Source organism: Mesorhizobium sp. AR07 (genome assembly GCF_024746815.1).
GTDB lineage: Bacteria > Pseudomonadota > Alphaproteobacteria > Rhizobiales > Rhizobiaceae > Mesorhizobium.
The window spans coordinates 5,776,445-5,802,935 of the sequence record NZ_CP080525.1 but is presented as its reverse complement, the minus strand read 5'-3'; the positions used below and the strand labels follow the sequence as shown (position 1 = coordinate 5,802,935).

The 26,491-nt window shown below is 62.0% G+C and carries 25 protein-coding genes; 11 read left to right on the top strand and 14 right to left on the bottom strand.

Going from position 1 to position 26,491, the window contains the following annotated elements; genetic code table 11:
* Genes BPNPMPFG_RS28805 through BPNPMPFG_RS28795 form a run of 3 tightly spaced genes read left to right on the top strand, consistent with a single transcriptional unit; the run spans window position 1 to window position 2,737 of the window.
* The gene (locus BPNPMPFG_RS28805) at window positions 1-879 is read left to right on the top strand and encodes a carbohydrate ABC transporter permease (RefSeq protein ID WP_258591957.1); all 879 of its coding nucleotides are present in this window, start codon (window positions 1-3) and stop codon (window positions 877-879) included.
* Between the two features lie 50 nt (window positions 880-929).
* Window positions 930-1,745: a carbohydrate ABC transporter permease gene (locus BPNPMPFG_RS28800; protein WP_258591956.1), complete on the top strand. Its 816-nt coding sequence runs from the start codon at window positions 930-932 to the stop codon at window positions 1,743-1,745.
* Entirely contained in the window at window positions 1,742-2,737 is a 996-nt protein-coding gene (locus BPNPMPFG_RS28795; protein WP_258591955.1) for a DUF4432 family protein, read from the top strand. The genes BPNPMPFG_RS28800 and BPNPMPFG_RS28795 overlap by 4 nt, the downstream gene beginning before the upstream one ends.
* 18 nt (window positions 2,738-2,755) lie before the next feature.
* Here BPNPMPFG_RS28795 and BPNPMPFG_RS28790 read toward each other — a convergent pair whose 3' ends face one another.
* On the bottom strand, window positions 2,756-3,850 hold the full coding sequence (locus BPNPMPFG_RS28790; RefSeq protein WP_258591954.1) for an ABC transporter ATP-binding protein: 1,095 nt from the start codon (window positions 3,848-3,850) through the stop codon (window positions 2,756-2,758).
* Between the two features lie 234 nt (window positions 3,851-4,084).
* Between BPNPMPFG_RS28790 and BPNPMPFG_RS28785 the strand changes: the two genes are divergently transcribed.
* The 8 genes from BPNPMPFG_RS28785 to BPNPMPFG_RS28750 all read left to right on the top strand — a co-directional run bounded on the left by BPNPMPFG_RS28785 (window position 4,085) and on the right by BPNPMPFG_RS28750 (window position 11,819).
* The gene (locus BPNPMPFG_RS28785; RefSeq protein ID WP_258591953.1) at window positions 4,085-4,798 is read left to right on the top strand and encodes a GntR family transcriptional regulator; all 714 of its coding nucleotides are present in this window, start codon (window positions 4,085-4,087) and stop codon (window positions 4,796-4,798) included.
* A 15-nt stretch (window positions 4,799-4,813) separates the two neighbouring features.
* Complete coding sequence (locus BPNPMPFG_RS28780; RefSeq protein WP_258591952.1) at window positions 4,814-5,869, top strand: ABC transporter substrate-binding protein; 1,056 nt, start codon at window positions 4,814-4,816, stop codon at window positions 5,867-5,869.
* Window positions 5,870-5,957: 88 nt separating this feature from the next.
* Complete coding sequence (locus BPNPMPFG_RS28775; RefSeq protein WP_258591951.1) at window positions 5,958-7,166, top strand: mandelate racemase/muconate lactonizing enzyme family protein; 1,209 nt, start codon at window positions 5,958-5,960, stop codon at window positions 7,164-7,166.
* 2 nt (window positions 7,167-7,168) lie between these two features.
* Window positions 7,169-8,224: an ABC transporter ATP-binding protein gene (locus tag BPNPMPFG_RS28770; RefSeq protein ID WP_258591950.1), complete on the top strand. Its 1,056-nt coding sequence runs from the start codon at window positions 7,169-7,171 to the stop codon at window positions 8,222-8,224.
* Complete coding sequence (locus BPNPMPFG_RS28765; RefSeq protein WP_258591949.1) at window positions 8,221-9,063, top strand: ABC transporter permease; 843 nt, start codon at window positions 8,221-8,223, stop codon at window positions 9,061-9,063. Before BPNPMPFG_RS28770 ends, BPNPMPFG_RS28765 begins: the two co-directional genes overlap by 4 nt.
* 2 nt (window positions 9,064-9,065) lie before the next feature.
* Entirely contained in the window at window positions 9,066-9,869 is an 804-nt protein-coding gene (locus BPNPMPFG_RS28760; RefSeq protein ID WP_258591948.1) for an ABC transporter permease, read from the top strand.
* Complete coding sequence (locus tag BPNPMPFG_RS28755; RefSeq protein ID WP_258591947.1) at window positions 9,866-10,642, top strand: SDR family NAD(P)-dependent oxidoreductase; 777 nt, start codon at window positions 9,866-9,868, stop codon at window positions 10,640-10,642. Before BPNPMPFG_RS28760 ends, BPNPMPFG_RS28755 begins: the two co-directional genes overlap by 4 nt.
* A gap of 25 nt (window positions 10,643-10,667) precedes the next feature.
* Window positions 10,668-11,819 (top strand): mandelate racemase/muconate lactonizing enzyme family protein, encoded by a 1,152-nt coding sequence (locus BPNPMPFG_RS28750; RefSeq protein ID WP_258591946.1) that lies wholly within the window; start codon window positions 10,668-10,670, stop codon window positions 11,817-11,819.
* A gap of 31 nt (window positions 11,820-11,850) precedes the next feature.
* On the opposite strand, the gene BPNPMPFG_RS28745 is transcribed toward BPNPMPFG_RS28750, so the two are convergent.
* The 13 genes from BPNPMPFG_RS28745 to BPNPMPFG_RS28685 all read right to left on the bottom strand — a co-directional run bounded on the left by BPNPMPFG_RS28745 (window position 11,851) and on the right by BPNPMPFG_RS28685 (window position 26,463).
* A complete protein-coding gene (locus tag BPNPMPFG_RS28745) occupies window positions 11,851-12,876 on the bottom strand; it encodes a zinc-binding dehydrogenase (RefSeq protein ID WP_258591945.1) in 1,026 nt (341 codons plus the stop codon).
* 35 nt (window positions 12,877-12,911) lie between these two features.
* Window positions 12,912-14,003: an ABC transporter ATP-binding protein gene (locus BPNPMPFG_RS28740; RefSeq protein WP_258591944.1), complete on the bottom strand. Its 1,092-nt coding sequence runs from the start codon at window positions 14,001-14,003 to the stop codon at window positions 12,912-12,914.
* A gap of 37 nt (window positions 14,004-14,040) precedes the next feature.
* Entirely contained in the window at window positions 14,041-14,865 is an 825-nt protein-coding gene (locus BPNPMPFG_RS28735; protein ID WP_258591943.1) for a carbohydrate ABC transporter permease, read from the bottom strand.
* A 13-nt stretch (window positions 14,866-14,878) separates the two neighbouring features.
* On the bottom strand, window positions 14,879-15,772 hold the full coding sequence (locus BPNPMPFG_RS28730; protein WP_258591942.1) for a carbohydrate ABC transporter permease: 894 nt from the start codon (window positions 15,770-15,772) through the stop codon (window positions 14,879-14,881).
* 71 nt (window positions 15,773-15,843) lie between these two features.
* On the bottom strand, window positions 15,844-17,256 hold the full coding sequence (locus BPNPMPFG_RS28725) for an extracellular solute-binding protein (protein ID WP_258591941.1): 1,413 nt from the start codon (window positions 17,254-17,256) through the stop codon (window positions 15,844-15,846).
* A gap of 121 nt (window positions 17,257-17,377) precedes the next feature.
* Window positions 17,378-17,893 carry a VOC family protein gene (locus tag BPNPMPFG_RS28720; protein WP_258591940.1) on the bottom strand — a complete coding sequence of 172 codons (516 nt, stop codon included), beginning with the start codon at window positions 17,891-17,893 and terminating at the stop codon, window positions 17,378-17,380.
* 123 nt (window positions 17,894-18,016) lie between these two features.
* Window positions 18,017-19,672, bottom strand: a complete 1,656-nt coding sequence (locus BPNPMPFG_RS28715; protein WP_258591939.1) for a GMC family oxidoreductase — start codon at window positions 19,670-19,672, stop codon at window positions 18,017-18,019.
* A 112-nt stretch (window positions 19,673-19,784) separates the two neighbouring features.
* On the bottom strand, window positions 19,785-20,801 hold the full coding sequence (locus BPNPMPFG_RS28710; RefSeq protein WP_258591938.1) for a LacI family DNA-binding transcriptional regulator: 1,017 nt from the start codon (window positions 20,799-20,801) through the stop codon (window positions 19,785-19,787).
* A 343-nt stretch (window positions 20,802-21,144) separates the two neighbouring features.
* Window positions 21,145-22,074, bottom strand: coding sequence for a LysR family transcriptional regulator (locus BPNPMPFG_RS28705; RefSeq protein ID WP_258591937.1), 930 nt, complete (start codon window positions 22,072-22,074; stop codon window positions 21,145-21,147).
* Between the two features lie 59 nt (window positions 22,075-22,133).
* The gene (locus BPNPMPFG_RS28700) at window positions 22,134-23,048 is read right to left on the bottom strand and encodes an SMP-30/gluconolactonase/LRE family protein (RefSeq protein WP_258591936.1); all 915 of its coding nucleotides are present in this window, start codon (window positions 23,046-23,048) and stop codon (window positions 22,134-22,136) included.
* Window positions 23,049-23,060: 12 nt separating this feature from the next.
* Entirely contained in the window at window positions 23,061-24,563 is a 1,503-nt protein-coding gene (locus tag BPNPMPFG_RS28695; protein WP_258591935.1) for an aldehyde dehydrogenase family protein, read from the bottom strand.
* 26 nt (window positions 24,564-24,589) lie between these two features.
* Window positions 24,590-26,089, bottom strand: a complete 1,500-nt coding sequence (locus BPNPMPFG_RS28690) for an aldehyde dehydrogenase (protein ID WP_413776813.1) — start codon at window positions 26,087-26,089, stop codon at window positions 24,590-24,592.
* Window positions 26,086-26,463: a carboxymuconolactone decarboxylase family protein gene (locus BPNPMPFG_RS28685; protein WP_258591934.1), complete on the bottom strand. Its 378-nt coding sequence runs from the start codon at window positions 26,461-26,463 to the stop codon at window positions 26,086-26,088. Before BPNPMPFG_RS28685 ends, BPNPMPFG_RS28690 begins: the two co-directional genes overlap by 4 nt.
* Window positions 26,464-26,491: the final 28 nt, after the last annotated feature.

Genomic DNA, 26,491 nt, shown 5'->3' with positions numbered 1-26,491 from the left:
ATGAACTCATCGTCCCGGCTCACCCCCTATCTCTACGTGCTGCCGCTGGTCGTGCTGCTGGCGTTCGTATTCGGCTACCCGCTGGTGCGCATCTTCGAATTCAGCTTCAAGATGGTTCGTGGCATCGACGGGCCCTGGATCGGGTTGCGCAACTACGAACTTGTGCTTTCGCAATCGCTGTTTTGGGAATCGGTGCTGCACAATCTTCAATTGCTGCTGGCGATCCCGGCCATGATCGTCATCTCGCTGCTGGTCTCGATCCTGCTGTATGAGCGCGTCGCGGGCTGGAAGATTTACCGTGTCATCGTGTTCGTGCCCTTCGTGCTCGCCATTCCGATCATCGCGGTGGTGATGAAGCGGATGTTCCAGTTCAGCGGGCCGGTCAATGAAGTGCTGCGCTGGCTCAACCTCGACTTCCTCGCTCTCGACTGGATTGGCTCCTCGGACGTGGCGCTGTGGACGGTGATGATCCTGATCATCTGGCGCGAATCCGCGCTCGGCATCATCCTGTTTCTGGCCCGCCTGCTCAGCCTCGACGAGTCGCTGATAGAGGCCGCCAAGCTGGAGGGCGCATCCTGGTGGCAGCGCGTGTGGCACATCATCCTGCCGCAAATGCGCGGCGTCATCGAGTTCTACGCGGTGGTGAGCGTCATCACCATGCTCTCCGCGGTGTTCGCCTATGTCTACGTGGTGGGTGGCGGACGGGGCGGCCCCGGCACCTCCACCGTGGTCATCGAGTTCTACATCTTCAACGCTCTGATCCGCACCAGCCTGCCTGGTATCGCCGCGGCGGCCTCGGTGATGCTGTTCCTGGTTTCGGTCGCGCTGATCTTTCCGTTGTTCAGGGCGCGACGCATCGCCAACGAGCAGGAGACCTAGACCATGGCGCATCCGATATCCTGCTCATCACGCTGCCCCAGGACCACGCCATGAAGCAGGGCGACGCGCTCAAGCACGGCGTGCTGGCCTTCGCCGCGTTCCTGGCGCTGGTGCCGACCCTGTTCATGGTGTCGACCGCGCTCAAGAGCGACGAACAATACGCCATCGACAAGCTCGGGCTGCCGAATGCGCCCGTGCTCGATCATTTCCGGGCCGTGCTCGTCGACAGCCCGTTCCTTGCCTGGATGATGAACAGCCTGATCCTTGTCGTCGGCGCCGTGGGGCTCAGCATCGTGGTGTCGTGCCTGGCCGCCTATGCCATTGCGCGCATGCAATTCACCGGCCGCCAGACGCTGCTGGCGATCACCACGTCGCTGATGGCGGTGCCGCCGATCGTCATGATTGTGCCGCTCTTCGTTCTCTATTCGCGGATCGGCCTGATCAGCACCTATCAGGGCGCTATCATCATCTATGCCGGTCTCATCACCCCGTTCTCGGTCTACCTGCTGACCACCTTCTTCCGCACCGTGCCCAGGGAGCTGTTCGAATCGGCGCACATAGACGGCGCCGGCGATTTCCAGATTCTGATGAAGATTGTGCTGCCGCTCTCGCTTCCCGCGCTTGTCACCTTGGTGGTGGTCAACTCGCTCTATGTCTGGAACGATCTTTTGATCGCTATCATCTTCCTGCAGGAGGACTCCAAACGGACGCTGATGGCCGGCATCAGCGTCTTTCAGGGACGTTACAACAACCAGGTACCGCTAACCATGGCAGGCATGGTCATCGCCAGCGCGCCGATGCTGATCCTCTACATCACCTTCCAGAAGTATTTCATTCGCGGCCTGATGGCCGGCGCGATCAAATGACAACGGACGGTTCGATCAGCATCGCCAGCGACGAGTTGCGGGTTAAGGTCAATCCGCGCGTCGGCGGCACCATTATCGCCATCACGCATCTGGGGCTCGGCCTGTCGGTTCTGGGGAAAGTCCCCTGGGACGCGATCGATACGCCCATCGCCGGAATGGCGGCGCGTGACGAGACCCATTGGCTGACCCGCTATACCGGCGGCTGGCCGCTGCTGTTTCCCAATGGCGGCGACGCCTGCACCGACGATGGGGTCTTTCATGGGTTCCATGGCGAAGCGTCGATCGCTCCGTGGACGGTGAGCGTCTCGAAAAGCACGATCCAGCTCACGCGACGGTTTTTCACCGTTCCGGTCACGATGCAGCGCGAACTGACGGTCGAGAAGGATTTGCTGATCGTGCGCGAGCGTCTTCGCATGACCGGCCGGCGTCCGATCGACGTCATGTGGGGGCACCACGCGACCTTCGGTTCCGACTTGCTGGAGGGACCAGTGGAAATCACATCGGGCGCGCGGAAAGTGACGGCCGACGACAGTTACGATCCTCCCGCCAACCCGCTGTTGCCCGGCGTCACCAACGCCTGGCCGATGGCCGCGGGCAAGGCCGGCGCCGTCGATCTGGGCCGGCCCGGCGACAATGTGGCGGCGATGGCCTATCTGCACGATTTCGAAGCGGCTTGGGTGGCGGTGCGCCGCCTCGACGACGCCGTTGCCGTTGCCCTGTCATGGACGCCCGAGCGCTTCCCCTGCGCGTGGCTGTGGTACGAACTGGGCGCAATCACAGCACCGCCGTGGCATGGCCGCGGCCGGCTGATCGGCCTCGAACCCAACACCACCCGGTCGGCCATGGGCCTTGCCGACGCCAGGGCGCGCGCAAGCCGGCTGTTGCGGTTGCATCCGGATGAGGAACTGAGTGCCGAGCTGCGCCTGCATGTTTTCAGGCCGTCCGGGCCGGTAACCGCGCTCGACGGCGACGGGAGGGCAATCGCCGCCTGAGAAGGCTTCGCCGGCGGCTCAGGCCGCCAGCATCTCGAAGGCCCTGCCGTCGGCGTCGAACAGATGGCACCTGGCGGCGGGGAGGCCGAAGCTCATCGCTTCGTCCGGCGCGATGCGCACGTCGCCGGCTACATGCACGGCAAAGTCGCTGCTGCCGGGGACATCGACATACACGAAGGTTTCGTTGCCGAGGCGCTCGACCGCCAGCACGCGTCCAGTCACCGTGGCGTCGCCCTGCCCCGCCACTTCCAGTGCTTCCGGACGGATGCCCAGCGTGACCGGCGCGCCTTCCCTTGCCTGGCCCGGCCTGCATGGCACGGTGACCGTCTTGTCGCCTCCGAGGGCCACCGTGACGCTGTTGGCGGCCGCCCCGGCGATGACGCCTTCAAGGAAATTCATCGCCGGCGATCCGATGAAGCCCGCAACAAAGCGGTTGCACGGCGCGTTGTAGAGGTCGAGCGGCCGCCCGACCTGCTCCACCCGGCCCTGGTTCAGCACGACGATCTTGTCGGCCATGGTCATCGCCTCGACCTGATCGTGGGTGACGTAAATCATCGTCGCGCGAAGATCGCGGTGCAGGCGCGTCAGTTCGACCCGCATCTGCACCCGAAGCTTGGCATCCAGGTTGGAGAGCGGCTCGTCGAACAGAAACACTTTCGGCTCGCGCACGATGGCCCGGCCGATAGCCACGCGCTGGCGCTGCCCCCCGGAAAGCGCCCGTGGCTGACGGCCGAGAATCTCGGAAATCTGCAGGATGCCGGCAGCCCGCTGTACCTTTGCGCGGATCTCGTCCTGTCCAGCCTTCGCGATGCGCAGACCGAAGGCCATGTTTTCGAAAACGGTCATATGCGGATAGAGCGCGTAGTTCTGGAAAACCATGGCGATGCCGCGCTCCGCCGAGCGCAGCGTGTCGACCCGCTTGCCACCGATATGGATGCTGCCTTCCTGCAGGCTCTCCAGGCCGGCGATCATGCGCAGAAGAGTGGACTTGCCGCAGCCGGAGGGCCCGACGAAAACCGTGAACTCCTCCTTTTCGATGCCTAGGTCGATGCCGTGGATGATTTCGGTCTCACCATAGCGCTTGATGACGGACTTCAGTTCGACATAGCTCATCGGAAGCTCCATTCGGCGTTCCTGCCGGCAACGGCAGGCAACCAATACCCACCGTCGCCAAGTCCGGAATTGCGGATGCATGTCCAGTATCCCGAACATCACGCTATTGTCTGGAGACGAAGGCGTCAACGCGCTTGCGGCCTTCTCACCTGCGGAACGCCCGGCAATTTAGCTCTTGCAATCCCCGTCATCTTGTAAGACTGTATACAGAACACATTCAAAGAAGCGATGGTTATGAGCGGTTCCTTCATCAAAACACCTCTCAATGGCAGCGCCCTCACTCCGCTGGCCTCCTCCTCAACGCTGTCGGAGCAGGTCGCCGACAAGGTGGTCGAGGCGATTGCGCTGCGTCAGCTGCAGTCGGAGCAACGGCTGATCGAGACGGAACTCGCCGCGGCATTGCAAGTGAGCCGAGTTCCCATCCGCGAGGCGATGCGCATTCTGGAAAGCCAGGGGATCATCGTCGCTTCGCCGCGCCGCGGCATGCGGGTGGCCACGCTGGACCAGGCGTGGGCCCGCCAGCTCCATGCGGTCCGGGCCGCCATCGAACGGATTGCCGCACATCTGGCAGCAGTCCATCTGCGCGCCGACCCTCTTCTCGTGCGACGAATGGAGGGCTGCATCGCTGGCATCGCCCAGTCTCGCGGCAGCTGGCTTGCGACCAACAAGGCCGACATCAGTTTCCACACGACGCTCTTCGAGATCGCCGACAGCGCATTGCTGTGGACGCTGTGGAACGCCATCGCCCGGCACATACTCATTATCTTTTCCATCGAGACCTATCGCGATCCGGATTTCGATCGGGTCGTGGAGGAGCACCGGGTTTACCTGAACGTGCTGCTGACCGGCTCGGAGGAGGAAATCGATGCCGAGGTCGGCCGGCATGTCGCGGGCCTGGATACCTTCGAACGGGCAGAACGGCTGCTCAACAACCCAGCCACTCAATAACCAGGGGAACAGACAATGACGTCTCGCAGCAGATCGATCCCGGGCCTGACCCGCCGCCAAGCCTTGGCCCTCGGCGCCGCCGCGCTCGCTACGCCGTTCATCGCGCGACAATCGCGCGCCGCAAGCGATTTCCGCATCCTGACCTGGGAGGGCTACACCGAGCCCGAATGGGTAAAACCCTTCGAGGAGAAACACAGCGTCAAGACGAGCATCGTCTATGCCGGCTCCGTCGACGAGATGTTTGCCAAGATGCAGGGCTCGCAGGGCACCGACTTTGACATCGTTGCCTTCGACACGTCGGCATTCTCCCGTTACATGAATGCATCGCTGATCAAGCCGCTCGACCTTTCGAAGATCCCCAACGCCGCCAATCTGCTGCCGGCTTTCAAATCGGTCGCGCCACTGATGCACGGCAGCGAGCAGTTCGGCATGCCGTTTGCCTGGGGTTCGCTGCCTCTCGTCTACGACAAGACTGCCTTTCCGACAGCTCCCGATAGCTGGTCGGTGATGTGGGATCCGGCCAATGCCCAGAAAATCATCGCTCTCGACGATGCCAACAACTCGATCGTGCTGGCCGCGATCGTGCTCGGCATCAAGGACCCATTCCATCTCACCGATGCCCAGTTTGACCAGGTCAAGGAAAAGCTGATCGAACAGAAGCGGCTCCTGTTGACCTACTATGCCGGCTTCGATGACGGCGTTGCCGTTTTCGCCCAGTCGGGCATCAAGGCGATGTTCTCGATGGGCGAACCACAGGTTCCGGGTCTGAAGGCCAAGGGCGTCGACGCCGCCTTTGTCATCCCGAAGGAAGGCGCGATCGGATGGCTCGACTGCTGGACGATCTCGGCCGGCACCAAGGACGTCGACCTGGCTCATGCCTGGATCGACGCATGCCTCGACAAGAAGGTCGGCGCCTACCTCTCCGACAAGAAGAGCTACGGCAATACGACTGACGAGGAAGCCAACGCGCGCAACGGCTTCACCTATGCCGACAAGCTCGTCTGGCTGCAGACGCCGGAGAATTTCGAAAAACGCGTGGCGGTCTGGAACGAGGTCAAGGCCGCACCCTGAGCCGCATCGCATTCATGCGAAAAAATCCGGCGCCGTCGGCGCCGGACATGTCGTTCTTTACCCATTTTTCCCAGGAAATCCGGAACCCATGCGTACTGTTTCGCCCATCATCGACAACCCACCAAAGCTCGTCATCACCGCCGTCGAATGCCATGTGCTGCTGGCGCCCGATTTCGACCCCGGCATGACATCCTCTGCCCAGGACAGCCTCATCGTCGTGATCCACACTGATGGCGGAGTGTCCGGCATCGGCGAGTCCGACGCCAACCCATGGATGATGAAGGCCTGTATCGAAGCGCCCGGGACGCACACGATGGGCCTGTCGATCAAGGAAACGCTGATTGGCGCCGATCCCTTCCAGATCGGCAATATTTGGGAAAGGCTTTATATCGGCACCGCCATGAACGGCCGGCGCGGCGTCGTCGTGCATGCCATCGGTGCGATCGAGATGGCGCTCTGGGATCTTTGCGGCAAGGCTGTCGGCAAACCGGTACATGCGCTGCTCGGCGGCGCAACGCGCGACCGCATCACGCCCTATGCTTCGCTTCAGCCGGCTGGCCACGGTTTTGAGGATTATCGCGATGCGTTGGTGCAATCGGCGCTGAACGCCAAGGCGCTCGGCTTCAAGGCGATCAAGAGCGAGGTCACCATGAACGGGCCATACGCCCATGGCGGCATGCACGAAAGCTACGACCGGCACAGCGAGGTCGTGGCCGCCGTGCGCAAGGCGGTCGGCCCCGAGATGGTGCTGATGATCGACGTGCAATATCTGTGGGAAGATGCCGCGACGTGCCTTGCCGTGGTCAAGGACTGGAAGGAGTTCGACATCTACTTCCTCGAGACGCCGATCTGGTCGGACAATGTCCGCGAGATGGCGAAGCTCGCCGAAGGCGCGCCGATGAAGATCGCCTGCGGCGAATGGCTGGCGACGCGCCACGAATTCACCGAGCTGATGGATATCGGCAAGATCGGTGTCGCGCAGCCGGATGTCGGCCGTGTCGGCGGCATAGGCGAGGCGAAGATCGTCTGCGACATGGCCAAGGAGCGCGGCCTGACCATCGTGCCGCATTGCTGGAAGACCGGCGTGTCGATCTCGGCCACCGCGCATCTGGCTTTCGTCACCGACCATTGCGCCTTCATCGAATATCTGCCGCCGCAGCTCTGCGTCGAACGCCTGCGCCGGGAACTGGCTCGGGAGGAACTGGTGCTGGACAACGGCACCATCCCCCTGCCGGTCAAGCCGGGCCTTGGCGTCGAACTCGACTGGGATGCCGTCAAGCGCTTCACGGTCGCCTGAGCATGGCTCTCGCCCTGCAAGCCGTTGAGAAATCCTATGGCACGCAGCGCGTGCTGCAGCCGGTCGACCTCGAGGTCGCCGACGGCGAGTTCTTGACGATTCTTGGTCCGTCCGGCTCCGGCAAGACCACGATCCTGCGCCTGGTCGGCGGCTTTACTCGGCCGAGCGGCGGGCGCATCCGCTTCGGTGGTGTCGATCTGACCGACGTGCCGTCGCACAAGCGTCCGTTCAACACGGTGTTCCAGGACTATGCGCTGTTTCCGCACATGACCGTCGCCGACAATGTCGGCTACGGCCTGATGGTGCGCGGGCTGGCGAAATCCGCCATTCGCGGCAAGGTTGAAGAGACGCTGGAGATCGTCGGCCTCGGCGGATTGCTCGACCGCTACCCAGCCCAGCTTTCCGGCGGGCAGAAGCAGCGCGTGGCGCTGGCGCGGGCCATTGTCTGCGAACCGAAACTGATCTTGCTGGACGAGCCGCTGGCGGCGCTCGACGCCGAGATGCGGCGGCAGATGCAATTCTTCCTGAAGGATCTGCAGCGGCGCATCGCCACCACCTTCCTGTTCGTCACGCATGACCAGGAAGAAGCAATCACCATGTCCGATCGGATCGTGGTGATGGACAAGGGACGGATCGAGCAGATCGGCGCGCCGACCGCCATCTACTATTCGCCGAAGACGCCTTTCGTCGCTCGCTTCTTCGGCGACAACAATCTTGTGGCGGGCGAGGTCCGCAATGGCCGCATCGAGACGCCGATGGCGATTTTCCCGCTACCGGCCAACATATCCGCCGGGACACGCGCGGTACTCGTCGCGGTGCGGCCGGAAAAGATCGAAATCGGCGCGGTCGCCGGCGGTGTCGACATTGCCTGCACGGTCGAAGAGACGGTGTTCATCGGGGCGATGACACAGCTTCGCGTGCGGCCGCTGGCGGCGCCGGAGACGACGCTGCTGGTGAAGAAGACCAGCGATCCGAGCCGCCCGCCGCCGCAGCGCGGCTCAAAAGTGACGCTGTCGGTGGGGACCGACGCCATAGCCATCGTCGAGGCGGCGCCATGACCAGCCTGCCGGCCCGCTTCGGCATCTTCGCACTGGTCGCCGCCGGGCCGCTGCTCTTCGTCGTCGCGCCGATCGGCGCATTCCTCGTGATGTCTTTCTCACGTGTCGAAGGCCATGCAATCGTCAGCGACCTGACGCTCGACAATTATGCCGCCTTCTTCGGCAACTGGATCTATTTCAAGACTTTTCTGCTGACGCTGTGGCTATGCGCGGAGGTCACCCTGATCGGCGTGGCGCTCGGCTATCCCATCGCCTGGTTCATCTGGCGAAGGCGGGCGCGCACGCGCCATTTGCTGCTTTTGCTGTTCGTGCTGCCGCTGTTCATGAGCTACATCGTGAAAATCTACACGATGCGCTCGATCCTCGGGCTGAACGGGTTTTTGAACCAGATCCTGGTCGGGACCGGCATCCTGCCCAAACCGAGCCTGGTTTTCCTCTACAACCAGGGTTCGATCCTGATCACCATGGCGGTGATCTTCCTGCCCTTCGTCATCTTGCCGATCTTCCTGTCCCTGGAGCGCATTCCGCGCTCGCTGGTACAGGCCTCGGCGGATCTCGGCGCGGGGGCCGGCACAACCTTTCGCCATGTGATCCTGCCGCTGTCGCTGCCAGGCACGATTGCCGGTGGGCTGTTCGCATTCGTGCTGGCGCTCGGCGATTTCATCACGCCGCAGATGGTCGGCGGTCCTTCGGGCTTCACCATCGGGCGGGTGATCTGGTCGCAGTTCGGGCTCGCCTACAATTGGCCTTTCGGCGCCGCCATGGGCGTCGTGCTGTTCGTCGTCGCGCTCGCCATCATCGTCGTGGCCGGCAGCGTCGCCAGCCGGCAGAGGGTCTGACGATGGCGCTGAATGGTGAAAGACTGGTCACGATCGCCGTCGGCGCGCTGGCGGCGACGATCCTGTGCATCCTCTATTCGCCGGTCGTCATCGGCGCGCTGTTCTCGGTGATCGAGGTGACGCGGAGCGGCATCGACTGGAGCAGCTTCTCGCTCGAATGGTACGCGAAACTGTGGCAGAACCAGTCGATCCTCGATGCCGTTCGCTCGACGCTGATCGTCAGCATCTGCTCGGTCGCAATCGCCGTGGTGCTGTCGATCGTGCTCGCACTCTATGTCGAATGGGAAGGGGCGATCGGGCGCCGGCTGATCGAACTGGTGGTCTACCTGCCCTTCCTGCTGCCGCCGATCGTCACCGGCCTGTCGCTGCTGATCTTCTTTTCCAATCTCGGCATCAACCGCGGCATCGCCACGGTGGCGATCGGCCACACGGTCTTTGTGCTGGCGGTTCTTTACCGGCTGGTGCTGACGCGGCTGCAATCGTTGCCGCCGACGCTGGTGGAAGCCTCGGCCGACCTCGGCGCAACGCGCTGGCAGACTTTGCGCTACGTGCTGTGGCCGCAATTGCGCTCGGCGGTCGCCACCGGCGCGATCCTCGCGTTCACGCTGTCCTTCGACGAGACGTTGATCAGCGTGTTCCTGGCCGGCGACACGACGACGTTGCCGCTCAGGCTCTGGGCGATGATGCGAGTCGGTTTCACGCCCGAGATCAACGCGCTGGTCACGCTGGTGCTGCTTTTTTCGATCGTGCTCGCCGTAATCGTGAGCACACGCATGAAACCCACGGGAGAGGTGGAAGACGAATGAGCGATCAAAGGCTTTCGGGCAAAACAGCCGTGGTGACCGGCGCGGCGCGCGGCATCGGCGAGGCGATCGCCCGGCGGCTGGCCCAGGAAGGCGCCGCCGTCGTGATCGCCGACATCGATCTGGCCGAGGCGCAAGCGGTAGCCGCCACGCTGCCGGGCGCGGTCGCGGCGCACGTCGATATAGCCAATGACGCCTCAGTGGCCGCGCTGGCCGACTTCGTCGGCGGCCGTTTCGGCCATTGCGAAATCCTGATCAACAATGCCGCCATCCTCGACATGACCGGGATCGAGACGATGACCATGGCGCATTACCGAAAGGTGCTGGACATCAACCAGGACGGCGCGGTGCGGGCGACGCTTGCGTTCCTGCCCCTGATCAAGGCGGCCGGCGAAGGTCGCCGCATCGTCAACATCGCCTCGATCATGGGCGTGCGCGGCCAGCCCGATGCGGTGCCCTATTCGACCGCCAAGGGCGCGATCGTGAATTTTACCCGCGCCATCGCCGCCGATCTCGGCCGCTACGGCATCACCGTCAACGCGGTGGCGCCGGGCTTCATCGACACGCGTATGGCGCATCTGCCGGACGGCTCGGGCCATGAGCACGACACCGACTGGTTCAAGGACATCTACCTTAAATACGGCCGCATCCTGCTCGGGCGGGCGGGAACGCCCGGCGACATTGCCGGGCCGGTCTACTTCCTGTGCTCAACCGACGCCGCCTATGTCACCGGGCAGATATTGCTCGTCGACGGCGGCGTCTCCGCAACGTTCTGACCCCTATCCTGCAAGGTCATACTCCATGAATACGATCAAGATCCGCTCCATCCGCTGCGCGCCGCTGCTGGGCGAAAGTCCCAAGGGCGGCTGGTCGAACGAGATCCTGCCGGAAGACTCGGTGCATGCGCTGATCGCCGTCCACACCGACGCGGGCATCACCGGCTACGGCTCGGTCTTCACCGACGGACGTCTCGTCGAGGCCGGCATCAAGGTACTGGAGCCGCTGTGGCGCGGCGAAAACGCGCTGGAGCCGGAGCGTGTCACTGAAAAGCTCAACCAGAACAGCTTCTGGATGGGGCGCGGCGGCACGCTGACCCACACCATCTCGGGCATCGACATCGCGCTGTGGGACATTTTGGGCAAGGCGCTTGGGCAGCCGGTCGGACGGCTGCTCGGCGGCTGCTATCGTGAACGGGTGATGCCTTACTGCTCGCTGCTGATGGAAGAGCCCGCGCTGATGCAGGACGTCATTACCAAATACCGCGAGCAGGGTTTTCGTGCCTTCAAGATCGGTTGGGGGCCATTCGGCCGGCGCGATTCGACGAAGCTCGACGAGGCGATCGTGCGGGCGGCGCGCGAGGGCATAGGCGAGGACGCCAAACTCTTCGTCGACGCCGGCGCCTCCGACGCCTACTGGCCACAGGGTCTGAAATGGGCTCTGCGCACCGCCGAGATGCTGAAGGATTTTGACGTCGGCTGGTTCGAGGAAGCGCTTGTGCCCGATGCGATCGACGACTTCTGCCACCTGCGACGGGCAAGCCCGGTGCCGATCGCCGGCGGCGAGGTGCTGACACGGCGGCAGTCGTTCCTGCCCTTCCTGATGCGCGGCGCCTTCGACATCGTCCAGCCCGACGCCACCAAGATGGGCGGCATATCCGAACAGCGCCGCGTCGCCTGGATGGCCCAGGATTTCGGCATCAAGTATGTCGGTCACGGCTGGAACACAGCACTCGGCGTCGCCGCCGACCTGCAGCTCGCAGCCGCCCTGCCACATGTCGAACTGGTCGAGTTCATCGGCGGCAGCGCCTATGTCGACGGCATCCTGGCCGAACCTTTCCGCCTCGACGCCGAAGGCTATCTGGCGATCCCGGACGGGCCGGGACTTGGCGTGACGCTCGATCCGGAAAAGATCGCCCGCTACACGCCGGACCCCACGCCCTTGTTCGAGCCGTGACCCAACTGTTGCTTTGTCGGTGCCAGAGCGATCAGAGCGCCGGACGAGACCTCTCAGATCCCGAGTGCTTGCTCCAGTCAAGCACCACGAAGGGCTCATCGATCTCTCTGTTGATCAGCGCACCATAGACCCTGGAGGGATCGCCGGGATCCAGACTGCGTACCAGGCCATCGACGGGGACGCGGCCCTCCGACAACCATTTCAGCGCTTTGGCCAAGCCGGTATAGGTGCTCTGTGGGGCGTTGTTGTAGCCCTCGTACAACTCCTCCCACACGAAGGCGCGGGCGAGGATCGGAACTTCCCATTCCCATCCACTGCGTAGAACGACGAAGTTGAAGAACACCGCATGAAGGATCTCGTGCGCCAGAATTGCCGTGTTGGCTTTCCACGGCACGCCCACCAAGACGACCTCGCCGCGCTTGCGCACAATTTTGCAGGCATCGAGCACGGCCTGTTCATGCCCCGAGCAATCGATGACCAAAGCGACCGAGCCAACATAAGCCTGGTCGCCGACCGGCATCGCGGGAAGCGTATCGACAATGCCCGATCGGACCGCTTGAGCGCGCCGTCTTTCGTCGGGCTCAACAAGGGTAACTTCATAACCGGCAATCCGGCACTGGTGCGCCGCCAGATAACCTACAGGACCGGCGCCGCAGACGATGACCCTGTCGCCAGGTCGCGCGCTTGTGGTCATCAGGGTGGTCATCGACACCCCCATAAGGCGAGCCACGACCGCTATTTCCGGCGCCATACCGTCAGGAAGCTTGACTGCGTATCGGGCGTCAAACTTCTGTGTCGACCGGTGGGCGCCCATGCATAGCAGTCTGTCGCCCGGCTTGATGCCGGAGACGGCTGAACCGATCTCCTCGGCCTCGAACACGGCTGCATAGCCAGGGCGAACCGGGAAATCGCCGCCATCGGCCCAGGCAAGCTCGGTACCGGGGCTCACCAGCGTCGCCAAGGTGGGACCTCTGACCTCGTTTGGTGCCGTGGGGGCGTCGTCATACTCTGCAAGTTCAAATTTGCGCCTTCCGGTGAAGACGATTTCTCGCCCCATGGCATCCTCCAGTAAATTCAATTGAGGCCGAAAGGTCAGGGCCGAATGGCCTGACCGCTTTGCGTATCGAAGATGTGCAGTTTGTCGGGATCAAAAGCGATGCGGACATTTTTCTGGCCGGCGGTGGGCCTGGCCGACGCAGTCACCTGCGCCACCAGTTCCTGGCCGCCGGCGTTGAGATTGAGTAGCGCTTCTGTACCGAGGTATTCGACGACCTCGATCGACGTGTCATAAGAGCCCGCCAACACCTCGCCACTCACCAGCCGGATGTCCGACGGTCGCACGCCGACCGTAACCTGCTGTGCTGTCTTCAGGACGCGGTTCAATGCGTCGGGAGCCGGGATCTGCAATGACCCGCAGGTGAGAACTGCCGCTCCGCCAGCGGCCGCGACGACCCCCGGCATGAGGTTCATCGCGGGGCTGCCGATGAAGCTAGCGACGAACAGATTGCGCGGCAGAGAGAAAACCTCCTCAGGCGACCCGACCTGTTCGATATGGCCGTCCTTCATGATGACGATCTTGTCGGCAAGTGTCATCGCCTCGATCTGGTCGTGGGTGACATAAAGGACGGTGGTGCCAAGCCGTTTGTGCAGCTTCGCGATCTCGACGCGGACCTGTGTGCGCAGCTTTGCGTCGAGGTTGGAAAGCGGCTCGTCGAACAGGAAAACCTTCGGCGTTCGCACCATGGCTCGCGCCATGGCGACACGCTGCCGCTGGCCACCTGAAAGTTGTGACGGTTTTCGCGCCAGGAGCGATTCGAGGCCGAGAATACGCGCAGCCTCGGTGATACGATCCTGTGCTTCAGTCGCGGAGAGTTTTTGCGGCTTTAGCGCGAACTCCATGTTCTGTCGGACGGTCATATGCGGGTAGAGCGCATAGTTCTGGAAGACCATCGCGATCTGCCGGTCCTTGGGTGGGATATCATTGACCAGGCGGCCCGCGATCTCAAGTTCGCCGCCCGAAATATCCTCAAGTCCGGCGACCATCCGAAGGGTAGTGGTCTTGCCGCAGCCTGACGGACCAAGGAGGACGACGAACTCGCCCTCCTCGACGGCCAGGTCGATACTGTGCACAACTTCGACTTGGCCATAGCGCTTGACCACATTTCGCAACGTCACCGACGACATTGACGGCCTCCTCTTGAATTGATTTCTGGGATCGCGCTCATCCCTTGACCGACCCCATGGTCAGGCCCTTCACGAGCCAGCGCTGGCAGGTGAGCACAAAGATCACGCCGGGAATCAAAACGACGAAAGATCCTGCCATGATGCGGCCCCACTGGACCGCATCGCTCGACCAGAAGGACATGACCGCCACCGTCACGGTCTGGGCTTTCGATCCCGTCAGCATCAGCGCGAACAGGAACTCGTTCCATGAGAAAATGAAACAGAACACCGCCGAGACGGCGAGGCCGGGAGCGGTCAGCGGAAGGGTCACGTGAAGAAAGGTCGCGAAGACACCGTGACCGTCAACCTGGGCTGCTTCCTCCAGCGCCGCCGGCACCTCGTCGAAGAATCCCTTCATCAGCCAGACAGTGAGCGGTATGTTGAACGTGGAATATACAATTATGAGCGCCAGCGGCGTGTCGAGCAGGCCAAGCGACTGGAAGATGATGTAGTAGGGAACCACGACCGCGATGGGCGGAAACATGCGCATCGACAGGATCCAGAACGCGACGTCGTTGATCCATCGGCTCTTGATGCGCGAGATCGCATAAGCGGCGAGCGTGCCGACCGTCAGACTGAATGCGGTCGAACCAAGCGCCACGATCAGGCTGTTCAGGATCTGCAGGTGAAACGGCCGCAGCGTGAAGAGGTCATAGTAGTTGTCGAGCGTTGGTGTGAAGATAAAGGCTGGCGGCCTGGAGAACATGAGCGCAGACGGCTTCAGCGAGGACACCAGGATCAAATAGATCGGCGTCATGAACAGAAGGAGCACGATGCTCAGCAGCAGGTAGACGAGGATCTTTTCGCGAATACTCGATGTCATGGCGATTTCTCTCCTACCGCGCCTGGGTGGCCTGGCTGCGCTGCATCGACTTGAAAAAGAAAGTGATCAGTACCGTGATGATGATGAGCGACACGAAAGACGCGGCGGCCCCGACGCCCATGCGCCAAAAAGTGAAACTCTGCCGATAGATGTAAAGCGACATGACTTCGGTCGCGTCGCCCGGCCCGCCCTTCGTCAACACGTAGATGATGTCGTAAATCTTGAAGGCGTCGATGGCCCGCAGGAATAGCAAGCTTATGAGAACCGGCTTGAGCTGCGGCAATGTCACATAACGGAACACATCCCAGCGCGAATTGCCGTCTATGCGCGCGGCCTCATAAGGTTCCGGCGAAAGGCTCTGCAACGCGGCGGCGGTACCCATCATGATGAAGGGCGTCCACTGCCAGATATCGGCGATCGCTATCGCTGTGAGCGCCCAGCGGGTGCTCGTAATCCAAGGTATGGGACCCAGGCCAACAAGACCGATGAAATAGTTGAGATAGCCAAGCTCGGGAAAATAGAGGAAGAGCCAGACCAACCCGACGATGACCGGCGAAATCATCATCGGGATAAGCAGCAGCGTCCTCACCAACGCCATGCCGGGCAATTTCTGGGTCACGAGCAGGGCGATCCCCACTCCAAGCACAAGCTGCACGGAAAGCGTCATCGCCATCAGCTTGAACGTCGTCAGCAGCGCATGGAAGAAAGCCTGAGACGTCAGGATCTCAAGATAATTGGTAAGCCCGACGAAAATTCGCGGGATGAAGGGCTTGGAGAGGTCGTAGTTCCGAAAGCTTAGCCACAATGCGTATACCATCGGGTAGATGGTCGTAACGAACAGAATGACGACCGCCGGCAACAGAAATATCCGCGCGATGCTTTTGTTACGGCTGGCAGTGTGGCTCATGATGGCTCCTTCCTCCTCCCATTTGAAGGAACCCGCCCCGACCTTTCACAGCCGCGGCGGGTAGATCGGAATTACTTCGCGAGAACTTCGGCCGGTACGTCCTGGATCCAGCGCAGACGCTGTTCCAGCGGGAAGATCGAGAGCCGAGAGTTGACGGCATTGCACGCGTTGGTGAGCGCCTCCAGAGCCGTCGGCGTTTCACCTGCCATGTATTTGCTCAGCTCCACGCCAAAGCTTTCTTCCATATCCTGGTAGAAGGGATGGAAGATGCGGCGGCGAGCATTCACCTGGCTGTCGAGAAGAACCTTGTAGTAGGGGTACTTTTTCTGCAGCGCAGGGTCAGACAGGATCGACTTGCGGAACTGGCTGACGCCACTTCCCTCGTCAGCGAACCGCCTCATCAGCTTTTCGCTGGTTGCCCACTTGATGAACTCCCATGCGGCATCCTTTTCCTTGTCGGAAGACTTGGCATTGATGGCGAAGCCAAGAGTGCCGGTATAGGTCGGCTGGGGACCCGCGTCGGATACGGGGCTCTCTGCAAAGCCCGCCTTGCCGATTGTAGCAAGCGTCGCTTCCTTGGGGTTCGTCAAGCGCACCGAACGCACGCTCCAATAGGCCGCCTCGGCAGCTTCGCCCCGTTCCATGAAGCCTGACTGAATGTCCCACATCAGACCGAGATAGTCCGGCGGATTGAATGGAATGAGGGACTTCATGTACTCCGCGGCCTTGACATGCGCGTCACCCGTCATGGCGCACAGCCCGGTTTTTGGATCCCAATAGTCACCGCCGAACGAGCGCATGAACGGAAAGTAGTCGTGAGTGATGGCACCCTGGACACGACTGTAGGATTGGCTCGCACCATAGAGGTCGAATTCGAGCGGTTTACCTCCGGCGAGCTCACTTTTCTTGCGTGTAAAGAATTCTGCAATATCGCGATATTGGGCCCACGTCTTGGCAGGACCCAAATCATAGCCATACTTCTTCTTGAAGTTAGCCTGCTCGTCAGCGTTCCCGAGCAAATCCGCTCGGTATTGCTGCATCCAGATCATTCCGGAAGCCGGGAAAGCGAGAAGTTTGCCCTGCCAGGTGTTTTCCTGCAGTTGGACCGGGATGATGTCATCCAGTCCGATCTCCTTGGCATCGCGCTTGGCGCGGGCGGTCATATCCTCCAACGCCCCTGCCTCACCCAACAGGCCGACCCACGGGCTGTCGATCCAAAGCAGTTGATATGTCGGACTGCTTGAACTCGCCTCAACGACAATCTTGTCGATGAGGCCGGGATAAGGGAGCTGATCGATATGGACTTTTATTCCCGTCTGCTTCTCGAATTCGCCGACGAGCGGCGCGACACGCGTGACCGACGTGTCACCTATGCCGAGCATTTTCAGCTCGACTCCAGCGAATGGCTTGTCATCGGCAAGCGCGCTTCCCCCTAAAAGCATCGCCACGCCGGTTGCCCAGACCATCGTTTTCAAATGCATCATTAGCTTCATCCTCCATTGGCTTACGTTGCAGAAAAATGTTGCTGATACGATTAAGCGCCAAACCCAAGATTGGACTTCCAAGCGCCAGCGTCGAGAGAGGCGGCCCTCCCCTAATCTTCAGCTATTCGCCGATCGGCGACCACATTTTCGGGCCTCCGTCCTCCTCGTATCCCATCGGGCCAGTCGTGCTGACCAGTTCAAGATACTGGCCCCAGGGCGCCCGCAGATAGACCCATGTCAGGCCCTCCATGGGACCCGATGAAATCAATGTCGGTCCGTCCAGGACGTCGACACCCGCCGCGCGCAGGCGGTCGGCCGCGGCGACCGCGTCGTCGACGGCAAGAGCGAGATGAAACGCCCCGACCTCGCTGTTGCGTTTGATTTTGCTCGGTTCGGCTTCGCCGCTGTATTCGAAGAGTTCAAGGTTGCCGCCATTCCCGCACCGAATGACCCGTTGGTCCTTGATGCGGCAACCGGCGGGCACGCCGAGCCGGCGGACCATGAAGGTATCGTCGACATCGACGCGGCCGCACTCCATGACGGTCACCGCACCGAACATCGTCTGGAAGAACCGTACTGCCTCTTCCATATTGGGCACTGTCAGGCCGATATGCTGGATACCGTGAACCTTGATCATCGTCGCTCCCCTTGTCTGCCATGCTTATTCGATTAAGCTATCTGAGGCAGCTCGTTTGTAACTAATTAGTTATTTCATAGCGTCGTGTGGCTGTCAACCGGCAAGACGCGATCGCGGGGTCTCCTAGGCTTCGGCGAAGCGTGGTCGGTCGTTCCGTTCCCAATCGAAGATTGCCGGAGCAAGCGCCGGTTTGCCGGCGACCAGGTCGGAAGCCTTCTCGCCTATCATTATGGTCGGCGCGTTTGTGTTGGAGGAGTTGATAAACGGCATGATCGACGAGTCGCAGACTCGCAGCCCCTCCAGCCCATGCACCTTCAGGTCCGTGCCCACAACCGCCATCGAGTCATGCCCCATCTTGCAAGTGCCGACAGGGTGGTGGTCCGTCTTGGCCATGCGGCACGCGTAGTCGAGGAGTGCCTTCGGATCCTCGGCAACCGCAGCGCCCGGCAGCGCTTCGCGTCTGATAAACGGCTTCAACGCCGGCTGCGACATGATCTCGCGCGCCATCTCAAGGCCCCGTAGCGACATCTCGCGGTCATACGGCTCGGCCCAGTAGTTCGGATCGATCAGCGGCGTGGCCTCAGGATCTGCGCTCATCAACCGAACCGTTCCCCTGGAGCGTGGGCGCATGAACGCCGTGTTCAGTGTCACACCCGGGTTGTCAAGACGGGCAATGCCCTTCTCGATCCCCGAGCCCTGCCCGAAATGAAACTGCATGTCGGGCGACCGTGCGCCTGGATCCGCGTACCAAAATCCGCCGGTTTCAAACAGCGAGGACACGACCGGTCCAGACTTGAAAAGCAGGTATTGCAGCCCTGCCATGAGCGTTCGGTGCGGCCGCTGCACGCTGTCGTAAGAATGGTCGCCAGTGCATTCGCAAAGCACGCAGATATCGACATGATCCTGGAGGTTGGCACCCACTCCCGGGAGATCATGAGATACGTCGATGCCGAGGGCCTTGATGTCGTCGGCCGGTCCGATACCTGACAGCAGGAGGAGGCGCGGTGAACCGATGGCGCCTGAGGTTGTCAGGACCTCTCGTGCACATTCAATGCGCACGACCTTGCCCTCTTGGGCGACATAGACACCGCGAGCCCGCCCCGCCTGGACCGCAACGCGGATCGCCTGCGCCCCGGTCATCACCGTGAGATTGGGCCGGGCGCGCGCGGGTGACAGAAAGGCTGTCGCCGCGGAGGAGCGACGCGCATCGCGCTGGGTCAATTGATAGTAGCCGATACCGCGCTGCCGCCGGCCGTTAAAATCAGGATTGTAGGGAATGCCCGCGTCCTGGGCAGCACGAATGAAAGCATCGCAGATCGGCAACGCCCCCCGTGGCATGGAGACGCCAAGCGGCCCCTCCGCGCCATGAAAATCATCGTTGAATCGCTCATTGCCTTCCGCGCGCTTGAAGTACGGAAGAATATCCCGGTAGCCCCAGCCCGCGCAGCCGGCTTCGTCGCGCCACGCGTCGTAGTCAAGCGCGTTACCGCGGGTATAGATCTGGGCGTTGATCGTCGAGCCGCCCCCGATGACCTTTGCTTGGGTATACCAGAGAACCCTGTCCTGCATGTGCCGCTGAGGCACCGTGGACCAGCCCCACGAGGCAATGCCTTTTGTCATCTTGGCGAAGCCCGCCGGCCAGTGGAACAGGTAATTATCGTCGCCACCCCCGGCTTCAAGCAGGAGAACCGAGACTGCTGGATCCTCCGTAAGGCGTGATGCAAGGACACATCCCGCCGACCCCGCTCCGGTGATGATGTAGTCAAAGGATTTTGGCATGACAGTTCCTCCTCCAACCGACGGCCAGGTCGTGACTTGGCCGCAAGTAACTATCCGGTTATGATTAATCGATTAACCGTAGGATGCAACCCTGTCATTCCGATTGCCGATGTTACGCCCTCGGTCGGACGACAGACTCCCGGGCTATCAGCCGGGGCTCGATCAGCAACCGTTCGCGCTGACGTTTCGGGTTCTTCAGACGGCCGAGCATAAGCCCCGCGGATTTCCGTCCGATATCGCGCGGGAACAGCTCGACAGTGGTTAACGGCGGAAGCAGCGATGCCGATTGAGGAACGTTGTCGAACCCGACAACCGAATAGGTCTGCCCCACGACCTTCCCCGTCGCGTGAATAGCGGCGTAGGCGCCGAGGGCGACATAGTCGTTGAAGCAAATTGCTGCATTGCAGTCGGAATGTGAGTTGAGAATGCGGTCAAACATTTGTGACCCTGCCTCCCGCGTCGGTGCCGAGTTGAAGATCATCTCGTCTGGGAAAGTCACTCCGGAATCCGAGGCCGCCGCACGGATGCCATCCAGCCGATCAAGCCATGTTTTGGTGTGATCAAGCCCGCCGACAAAGGCAAAGTGCCGAATGCCGGCACTCAAGAGGTGGTCCGCCGCAAGATAGCCCGCCTGCCGGTCGTTTAGCCCGACGTAGTCGGCTTGTTTGTCTCCAATGTCGCGGACACAGACCAGGTAGGGTTTGCCGTGGAAGCGCAACGACTGCATCCCCGCCTCCTCGGTACCATTCACCGGGCTGATCAGAAGGCCGGCCACGCCCTGCGCCAGCATAGCGTCTATCAGTGCGGCTTGCCGGATTGGGTCGTTCTTGGCGTTCGCAACGATCGTCAGATAGCCGGCCTCGTAGGCGGACGTCTCAAAATCGCTGAGCAGTTCAGCAAAGAAGGGGTTCGATGTGTCATGTACAATCGCGGCCAGAAGGTTGGACTGGCCGGTCCTCAGGCGAGCCGCCGTGTCGTCGCGAATAAACCCGATCTCGTCGGCGATTCTCTTGACGATCTCCTGCGTCTGCGCCGAGACGCGGCCCTTTCCCGTCAACGCGTAGGAGACCGCTGCCGTCGACAGGCCGGCAGCCTTGGCGATATCCTTGATATTGGGTCTCTTGCGCACGCCTAGCTTCCGGTCAAGATGGGGCTGCCATCACGTTCCGCACAAACGACCTCGATTGTCCAGCGCACCTTCGTGCCTCGCCAACTGCCTCATGGCCGCCGCAGAGTTTTTGAGCTGCAAATTACCTGGGATTTGTTGCCGCGTGTCGGCCGGCTCGACGACCCGATGTGAACGCCCAAGCAAGATGCGTTCCGTGTCCGGGACGCAGCAGGCCGCCTTGCTCGACCGCGCCCACGGCGTAAAGCCCCGGGACGACGCTCCCTTCGCTTGTCTTGACCTGGTGATCGCTCGTCACCGTCAGACTGCCTTCGGAAAGGATGATCGGGCTCGCTTCCTCGCACAGTCATTCAAGATGAGTCGTCGGTTTCCAGATGTGGGTGGAAATGATGTCCCGCAGTTCCGTGCGCACCGCGCGGAAGAGCGGGCGAAAGTTCGAGGACATCGGTCGCTGCGAGGAGGTCGCGAGGATCAGCTGTCGGGTAATCGGCGGGTCGAATGGCCAGACCTCGATGCGGCCAGCCTCGACAAGGAGATGGACGGAAGCATAGGGCAGAACCGTATAGCCAGTGCCTTCCTCGACCAGAAGCAAGGTTGAAGGCATTGCCTCCAGCTCCATCTCGACACGCGGATAGATGCCATGCTCCGCCAGCGTGTTGTCGATTAGCCGCCGCAGCCCATGTGGGCGGCTGGGCAGGATCATCGGCAGTTCGGCGAAGATGTTGAGGCTGACCGGACCGCGCGGCAACACGCGCTCGGGCAAGGCCGGCCCGATCAGGAACAGCTCGTCATCGGCCAGCGGTTCGGTCAGCACGGAAGGGTGGTTCGGCGAATTGTAAAGCACCGCGGCATCGATGCGGCCGGCGATCAGCCATTCCAGGATATGGCCGCTGAAGCCTTCGATCACCTGCAGCGCGACATTGGGAAACTCGTTCTTGATCTTCTTGACCAGCGGCACGGTCAGCACGGTGCCAACCGAGGGCGGCACGGCAAGCACCAACCTCCCCTTCGGCGAGGATTTGAGGTTCGAGACGGCATTCTGCGCCAGCCGCATCCGCTCGACGATCTCGTCGGCATGGGCCTTCAGGAGCACGCCCGCCTCGGTCAGCACCACACCACGGCCGTTGCGATAGAACAGCTCGACGCCGAGCTCCTCCTCAAGCCCACGAATATGGCGCGTGACCATCGGCTGGGTGACGTTGAGGTCGAGCGCGGCCTTCGAGAAGCTGCCCGCCGCACCAACGGCGATGAATACCTGTAGCTGCTTCGTGTCCAACTCTCACCCTAACCATCCGCTGCCGCAGAGCTTCCAGGCTCACCCAATGGCGTCCGTGTTCACGTCCCGAACGGGTACTTCAGGCCTCGGACATTCAGGAACACGGCATAGACCGACGTTGTCGCCGTAATGAACAGCCGATTGTTGCGCGGCCCGCCAAAGGCCAGGTTCGCGACCATCTCCGGAACCTGAATTTTCCCGATGAGTTCGCCGTCGGGCGTATGGCACTGCACGCCGTCCCATGCGCTGATCCAGAGATTGCCCGTGACATCAACGCGAAAACCATCCGGAATGCCAGGCGATATGTCGGCGAAGATGCGCGAATTTATCAGCTTGTCGCCATCAACGTCAAACTGTCTGACATGGTGCGGAGCGCTGCGGTCGGTGAGGAAACCGGAGTCCGAAATATAGAGGCGCTTCTCGTCGGGCGAGAAGGCGAGCCCGTTCGGCATGGAGAAATCATCGGCAACGACGGAAATCGATCCAGACCTGGGATCTATCCTGTAGACACGGCAGCCCGGCTGCTCCTGCAGGGCCTTGCGCCCGACATAGTCCGAAATGATCCCGTAATTAGGGTCGGTGAACCAGATGCTGCCGTCGGATTTCACGACCACATCGTTCGGCGAGTTCAACGGCTTGCCATCGAAGGAAGAGGCCAGCACGGTGATCGAGCCGTCCCATTCCGTGCGCACGACGCGGCGCTCCCCCTGCATGCAGGTGACCAGCCTTCCGTTGCGATCGCGCGTGTTGCCGTTCGGGTTGGAGACATGGCCGCGGAACAGCGAAACCGCCCCTGTCTCCTCGTCCCAGCGCAGCATCCGGTCGTTGGGGATATCGCTCCAGATCAGCGAGCGCAGGTCGGCGAAATAGACCGGCCCCTCCGCCCAGCGATTTCCCGTATGGATGGTTTCGAGGAATGCGACCGGATCGATCAGGTCCCCGAACCGCGCGTCGATCGTCTCGTAGCAGGACATCGACCGCCTCGCCTATGGCAGCCGGATCGCGACGGTCTTGGTCTCGGTGTAGAGCTGGAGCGCCTGCTCGCCCAGTTCGCGCCCCCAGCCCGATTGCTTGAAACCGCCGAACGGCATGGTGACGTCGTTGAAGTTGTGGCAGTTCACCCAGACCGTTCCGGATTTGATCTTCGCGGCCAGCCGATGCGCGGCGCCCAGATTGTTGGTCCAGATCGATGCGGCAAGGCCATATTCTGTGTCGTTGGCATCCTTGGCGAGTTTATCGAGATCCTCGTCGTCGAAGGGCATCGCGCAGGCCACCGGCCCGAATATCTCTTCGCGGATCACCGACATGTCCGGTCGCGTCCTGGAAATGACCGTTGGCTTGACGAAATAGCCGACGTCGCCGGCGCGAGCGCCGCCGGTGACGATTTCGGCACCGTCGCTCCTGCCTTCCGAAATCAGCCTGGTGATGCGTTCCATCTGCTGCTGCGAGACGACAGGCCCGAGCTCCGTCGCGGGATCGAGCCCGGCGCCGAGCTTCAGCTTCTCGGCACGTTCGGCAATGCCGGACATGACCTTGTCGTAGATCTTCTTGTGAACGAAGAAACGCGTTCCCGCGCCGCAACTCTGCCCGGCATTGAAGAATGCTGCGCTCGAGGCGCCCGCCACCGCCATGTCGATGTCGGCATCGCCCAGCACGATGGTCGGCGCCTTGCCCCCAAGTTCCAGGCTGACCTTCTTGAGATTGCCGGTCGCGGCGCGCGCGATCAGCCGGCCGACTTCGGTCGAACCGGTGAAAGCCACCTTGTCGATATCAGGATGGGCCGCCATCGCCGCGCCAACCGTTTCGCCAAAGCCGGTCAGAATATTGACCACGCCTTCCGGAAAACCGGCGTCCTGGACCAGCTTGCCGAAATAAAGCGCTCCGAGCGGCGTCTGCTCCGCCGGCTTGAGCACGATTGTGCAGCCGGCCGCCAGTGCCGGCGCCACCTTCCAGGCAAGCATGCTGAGCGGGAAGTTCCACGGGATGATCTGGCCGACGACGCCGACCGGCTCGCGGCGGGTGTAGGCATGCCAGTCACCCGGCGCGTTGATGGTCATCGTCTCGCCATTGATCTTGGTGGCCCACCCCGCATAGTAGCGGAACGTCTCGGCCGTGAACGGCACCTCGCCATCGCGGGAATCGCCGATCGGCTTGCCGCTCTCATAGGAATTGAGCGTTGCCAGCATATCGACATTGGCATCGATCAGATCGGCGAGCTTCCAGATCAGCCTGGCGCGTTCGGCTGGCACCATTCTGGACCATGGCCCATCGATCGCCGTCCGCGCGGCCTTGACCGCCAGATCAACGTCGGCGCCATCGCCGGCCGGCACCTGCGCGATGACCCGGCCGTTCGAGGGATCGATGACGTCGAGCGACTGTCCGGAGGCGGCCGGCAGCCATGCGCTGCCGATCAGCATCGCGTGCTTGCCGCCGACGAACGCCGCCACCTTGGGGTCGAGTGGCGGCACGGCATCGAAACGTATGGTCATGGTTTCCTCCCGAAGGGCCTGATCGATCAACGCTGGACGAACGGCGCGGGAATGGAATTCCCGGCATCGATCCAGATGCTTTTTTCCTGAAGATATTCGTAGATGGCGGTCTGGCCGTTCTCCCGGCCGATGCCCGACTGCTTGTAGCCGCCGAAGGGCGAGAGGTAGCTCGTGGCGCGGTACATGTTGACCCAGACGCTACCCGCCTCGAGCCGTTCCGGCAGGCGGATCGCGCGGCCGAGGTCCTGGGTCCACAGACCGGCCGCCAGGCCGTAGATGGTGTCGTTGGCGATGGCCACCGCCTCGTCCTCATCCTCGAAGGGAATGACCGACAGCACCGGTCCGAAGACCTCTTCCTGGGCGATGCGCATGGACTGCTTCACGTTACCGAAGATCGTCGGCTCGACGAACCAGCCGTCGGCGATCGATTTGTCCTCGGGTATCTTGCCGCCGAGCAGCTGCGCGGCGCCCTCGCCGTTGGCGATGCCAATGTAGTCGAGCACCTTCGCGCGCTGCGGCAAGGTGGTGATCGGACCAACCTGTGTCTCGGGATCAAGGGGATCGCCGATCTTCGCGGTCCTTGCGAAGGCGACCAGCTTCTCCGTCACCTGGTCATAGACGGAGCGCTGCACAAGCGCTCGCGAGCCGGCGATGCAGGTCTGCCCGGTCGCGGCAAAAATGCCGGAAACAAGGCCGGGAATGGCGGCTTCCATCTTGGCGTCGGCGAAGACGATGTTGGCGGATTTGCCGCCGAGTTCGAGCGTGACCTTCTTGAGCCCGCCAGCGGCAGCCTGATAGACGCGGCGCCCGGTCGCATCACCACCGGTGAACGCCACTTTCGCGACATTGGGATGCGTGACGAGGCGGTCGCCGATCTCGTGGCCGAAGCCGGTCACGATGTTGACGACGCCCTTGGGAAAGCCTGCCTTCTCGAAAAGCTGGCCAAAGAACAGGGCCGACACCGAGGAGAATTCCGACGGCTTCCAGACCACCGTGTTGCCGGCGGCGAGCGCGGGAGCAAGCTTCCATGTCGCCAGCATCAGCGGCGAGTTCCACGGCGTGATCGCAGCCACGACGCCGAGCGGCTCGCGGCGCGTGTAGTTGAACACACCCGGCTTGTCGATCGGGATGACACGCCCCTCGATCTTGTCGGCGAGGCCGCCAAAGAAACGGAACCATTGCGGGATGTATTTGCACTGCATCCGCATTTCATTGATCAGCTTGCCGTTGTCGCGGGTTTCGAGAACGGCCAGGGTCTCGGCCTCCTCGGCCACGAGGTCGGCAAAGCGCGTCATGATCTGTCCACGCGCGCTTGGGGTCATTGTCCGCCACTCACCGCGAAAGGCCGTCGCGGCTGCCTGAACGGCCGCGTCGACATCGGCAATCCCGGCGCGTGGAACGAGCGCCCAGGCCTTGCCGGTGAAGGGATCGAACGATTCGAAATAGTCTCCCGACTGTGCGGCGATCGAGCGGCCGCCGATCAGCATCGAGAGCTTTTCCGTGGCGAGCGGCGGACGCGAAATCATGCCTGGACTTCCTGCATTGCTTCACGCGCGAGCCGGAAGGCGTCAACGCCGGCCGGCACGCCGGCATAGATGACGACCTGCAGCAGCACTTCCCGGATCTCGTCCTTGGTGACGCCGTTGCGCAGCGCGCCCTTCACATGCATCTTCAGCTCGTGCGGACGATTGAGCGCCGCAAGCATGGCGAGGTTCAGCATGCTGCGGGTCTTCTTGTCGAGCGTGTCACGGCCCCAGACAGCGCCCCAGCAGTATTCCGTCACGAGTTCCTGCAGCGGACGGTTGAAATCGTCGGCGCTGGCGAAGGATTTCTCGACGAATTCGGCGCCCAGAACCGATTTGCGGATTTCAAAGCCCTTGTCGAACACGTCCTTACTCATTGGGTCGTCCTTTTCTGTTGTTTGGGGA

Coding starts and splice junctions, on each gene's coding strand:
- BPNPMPFG_RS28805 (WP_258591957.1), top strand. CDS start 1: ATGAACTCATCGTCCCGGCTCACCCCCTATCTCTACGTGCTGCCGCTG.
- BPNPMPFG_RS28800 (WP_258591956.1), top strand. CDS start 930: ATGAAGCAGGGCGACGCGCTCAAGCACGGCGTGCTGGCCTTCGCCGCG.
- BPNPMPFG_RS28795 (WP_258591955.1), top strand. CDS start 1,742: ATGACAACGGACGGTTCGATCAGCATCGCCAGCGACGAGTTGCGGGTT.
- BPNPMPFG_RS28790 (WP_258591954.1), bottom strand. CDS start 3,850: ATGAGCTATGTCGAACTGAAGTCCGTCATCAAGCGCTATGGTGAGACC.
- BPNPMPFG_RS28785 (WP_258591953.1), top strand. CDS start 4,085: ATGAGCGGTTCCTTCATCAAAACACCTCTCAATGGCAGCGCCCTCACT.
- BPNPMPFG_RS28780 (WP_258591952.1), top strand. CDS start 4,814: ATGACGTCTCGCAGCAGATCGATCCCGGGCCTGACCCGCCGCCAAGCC.
- BPNPMPFG_RS28775 (WP_258591951.1), top strand. CDS start 5,958: ATGCGTACTGTTTCGCCCATCATCGACAACCCACCAAAGCTCGTCATC.
- BPNPMPFG_RS28770 (WP_258591950.1), top strand. CDS start 7,169: ATGGCTCTCGCCCTGCAAGCCGTTGAGAAATCCTATGGCACGCAGCGC.
- BPNPMPFG_RS28765 (WP_258591949.1), top strand. CDS start 8,221: ATGACCAGCCTGCCGGCCCGCTTCGGCATCTTCGCACTGGTCGCCGCC.
- BPNPMPFG_RS28760 (WP_258591948.1), top strand. CDS start 9,066: ATGGCGCTGAATGGTGAAAGACTGGTCACGATCGCCGTCGGCGCGCTG.
- BPNPMPFG_RS28755 (WP_258591947.1), top strand. CDS start 9,866: ATGAGCGATCAAAGGCTTTCGGGCAAAACAGCCGTGGTGACCGGCGCG.
- BPNPMPFG_RS28750 (WP_258591946.1), top strand. CDS start 10,668: ATGAATACGATCAAGATCCGCTCCATCCGCTGCGCGCCGCTGCTGGGC.
- BPNPMPFG_RS28745 (WP_258591945.1), bottom strand. CDS start 12,876: ATGGGGCGAGAAATCGTCTTCACCGGAAGGCGCAAATTTGAACTTGCA.
- BPNPMPFG_RS28740 (WP_258591944.1), bottom strand. CDS start 14,003: ATGTCGTCGGTGACGTTGCGAAATGTGGTCAAGCGCTATGGCCAAGTC.
- BPNPMPFG_RS28735 (WP_258591943.1), bottom strand. CDS start 14,865: ATGACATCGAGTATTCGCGAAAAGATCCTCGTCTACCTGCTGCTGAGC.
- BPNPMPFG_RS28730 (WP_258591942.1), bottom strand. CDS start 15,772: ATGAGCCACACTGCCAGCCGTAACAAAAGCATCGCGCGGATATTTCTG.
- BPNPMPFG_RS28725 (WP_258591941.1), bottom strand. CDS start 17,256: ATGATGCATTTGAAAACGATGGTCTGGGCAACCGGCGTGGCGATGCTT.
- BPNPMPFG_RS28720 (WP_258591940.1), bottom strand. CDS start 17,893: ATGATCAAGGTTCACGGTATCCAGCATATCGGCCTGACAGTGCCCAAT.
- BPNPMPFG_RS28715 (WP_258591939.1), bottom strand. CDS start 19,672: ATGCCAAAATCCTTTGACTACATCATCACCGGAGCGGGGTCGGCGGGA.
- BPNPMPFG_RS28700 (WP_258591936.1), bottom strand. CDS start 23,048: ATGTCCTGCTACGAGACGATCGACGCGCGGTTCGGGGACCTGATCGAT.
- BPNPMPFG_RS28695 (WP_258591935.1), bottom strand. CDS start 24,563: ATGACCATACGTTTCGATGCCGTGCCGCCACTCGACCCCAAGGTGGCG.
- BPNPMPFG_RS28690 (WP_413776813.1), bottom strand. CDS start 26,089: ATGATTTCGCGTCCGCCGCTCGCCACGGAAAAGCTCTCGATGCTGATC.
- BPNPMPFG_RS28685 (WP_258591934.1), bottom strand. CDS start 26,463: ATGAGTAAGGACGTGTTCGACAAGGGCTTTGAAATCCGCAAATCGGTT.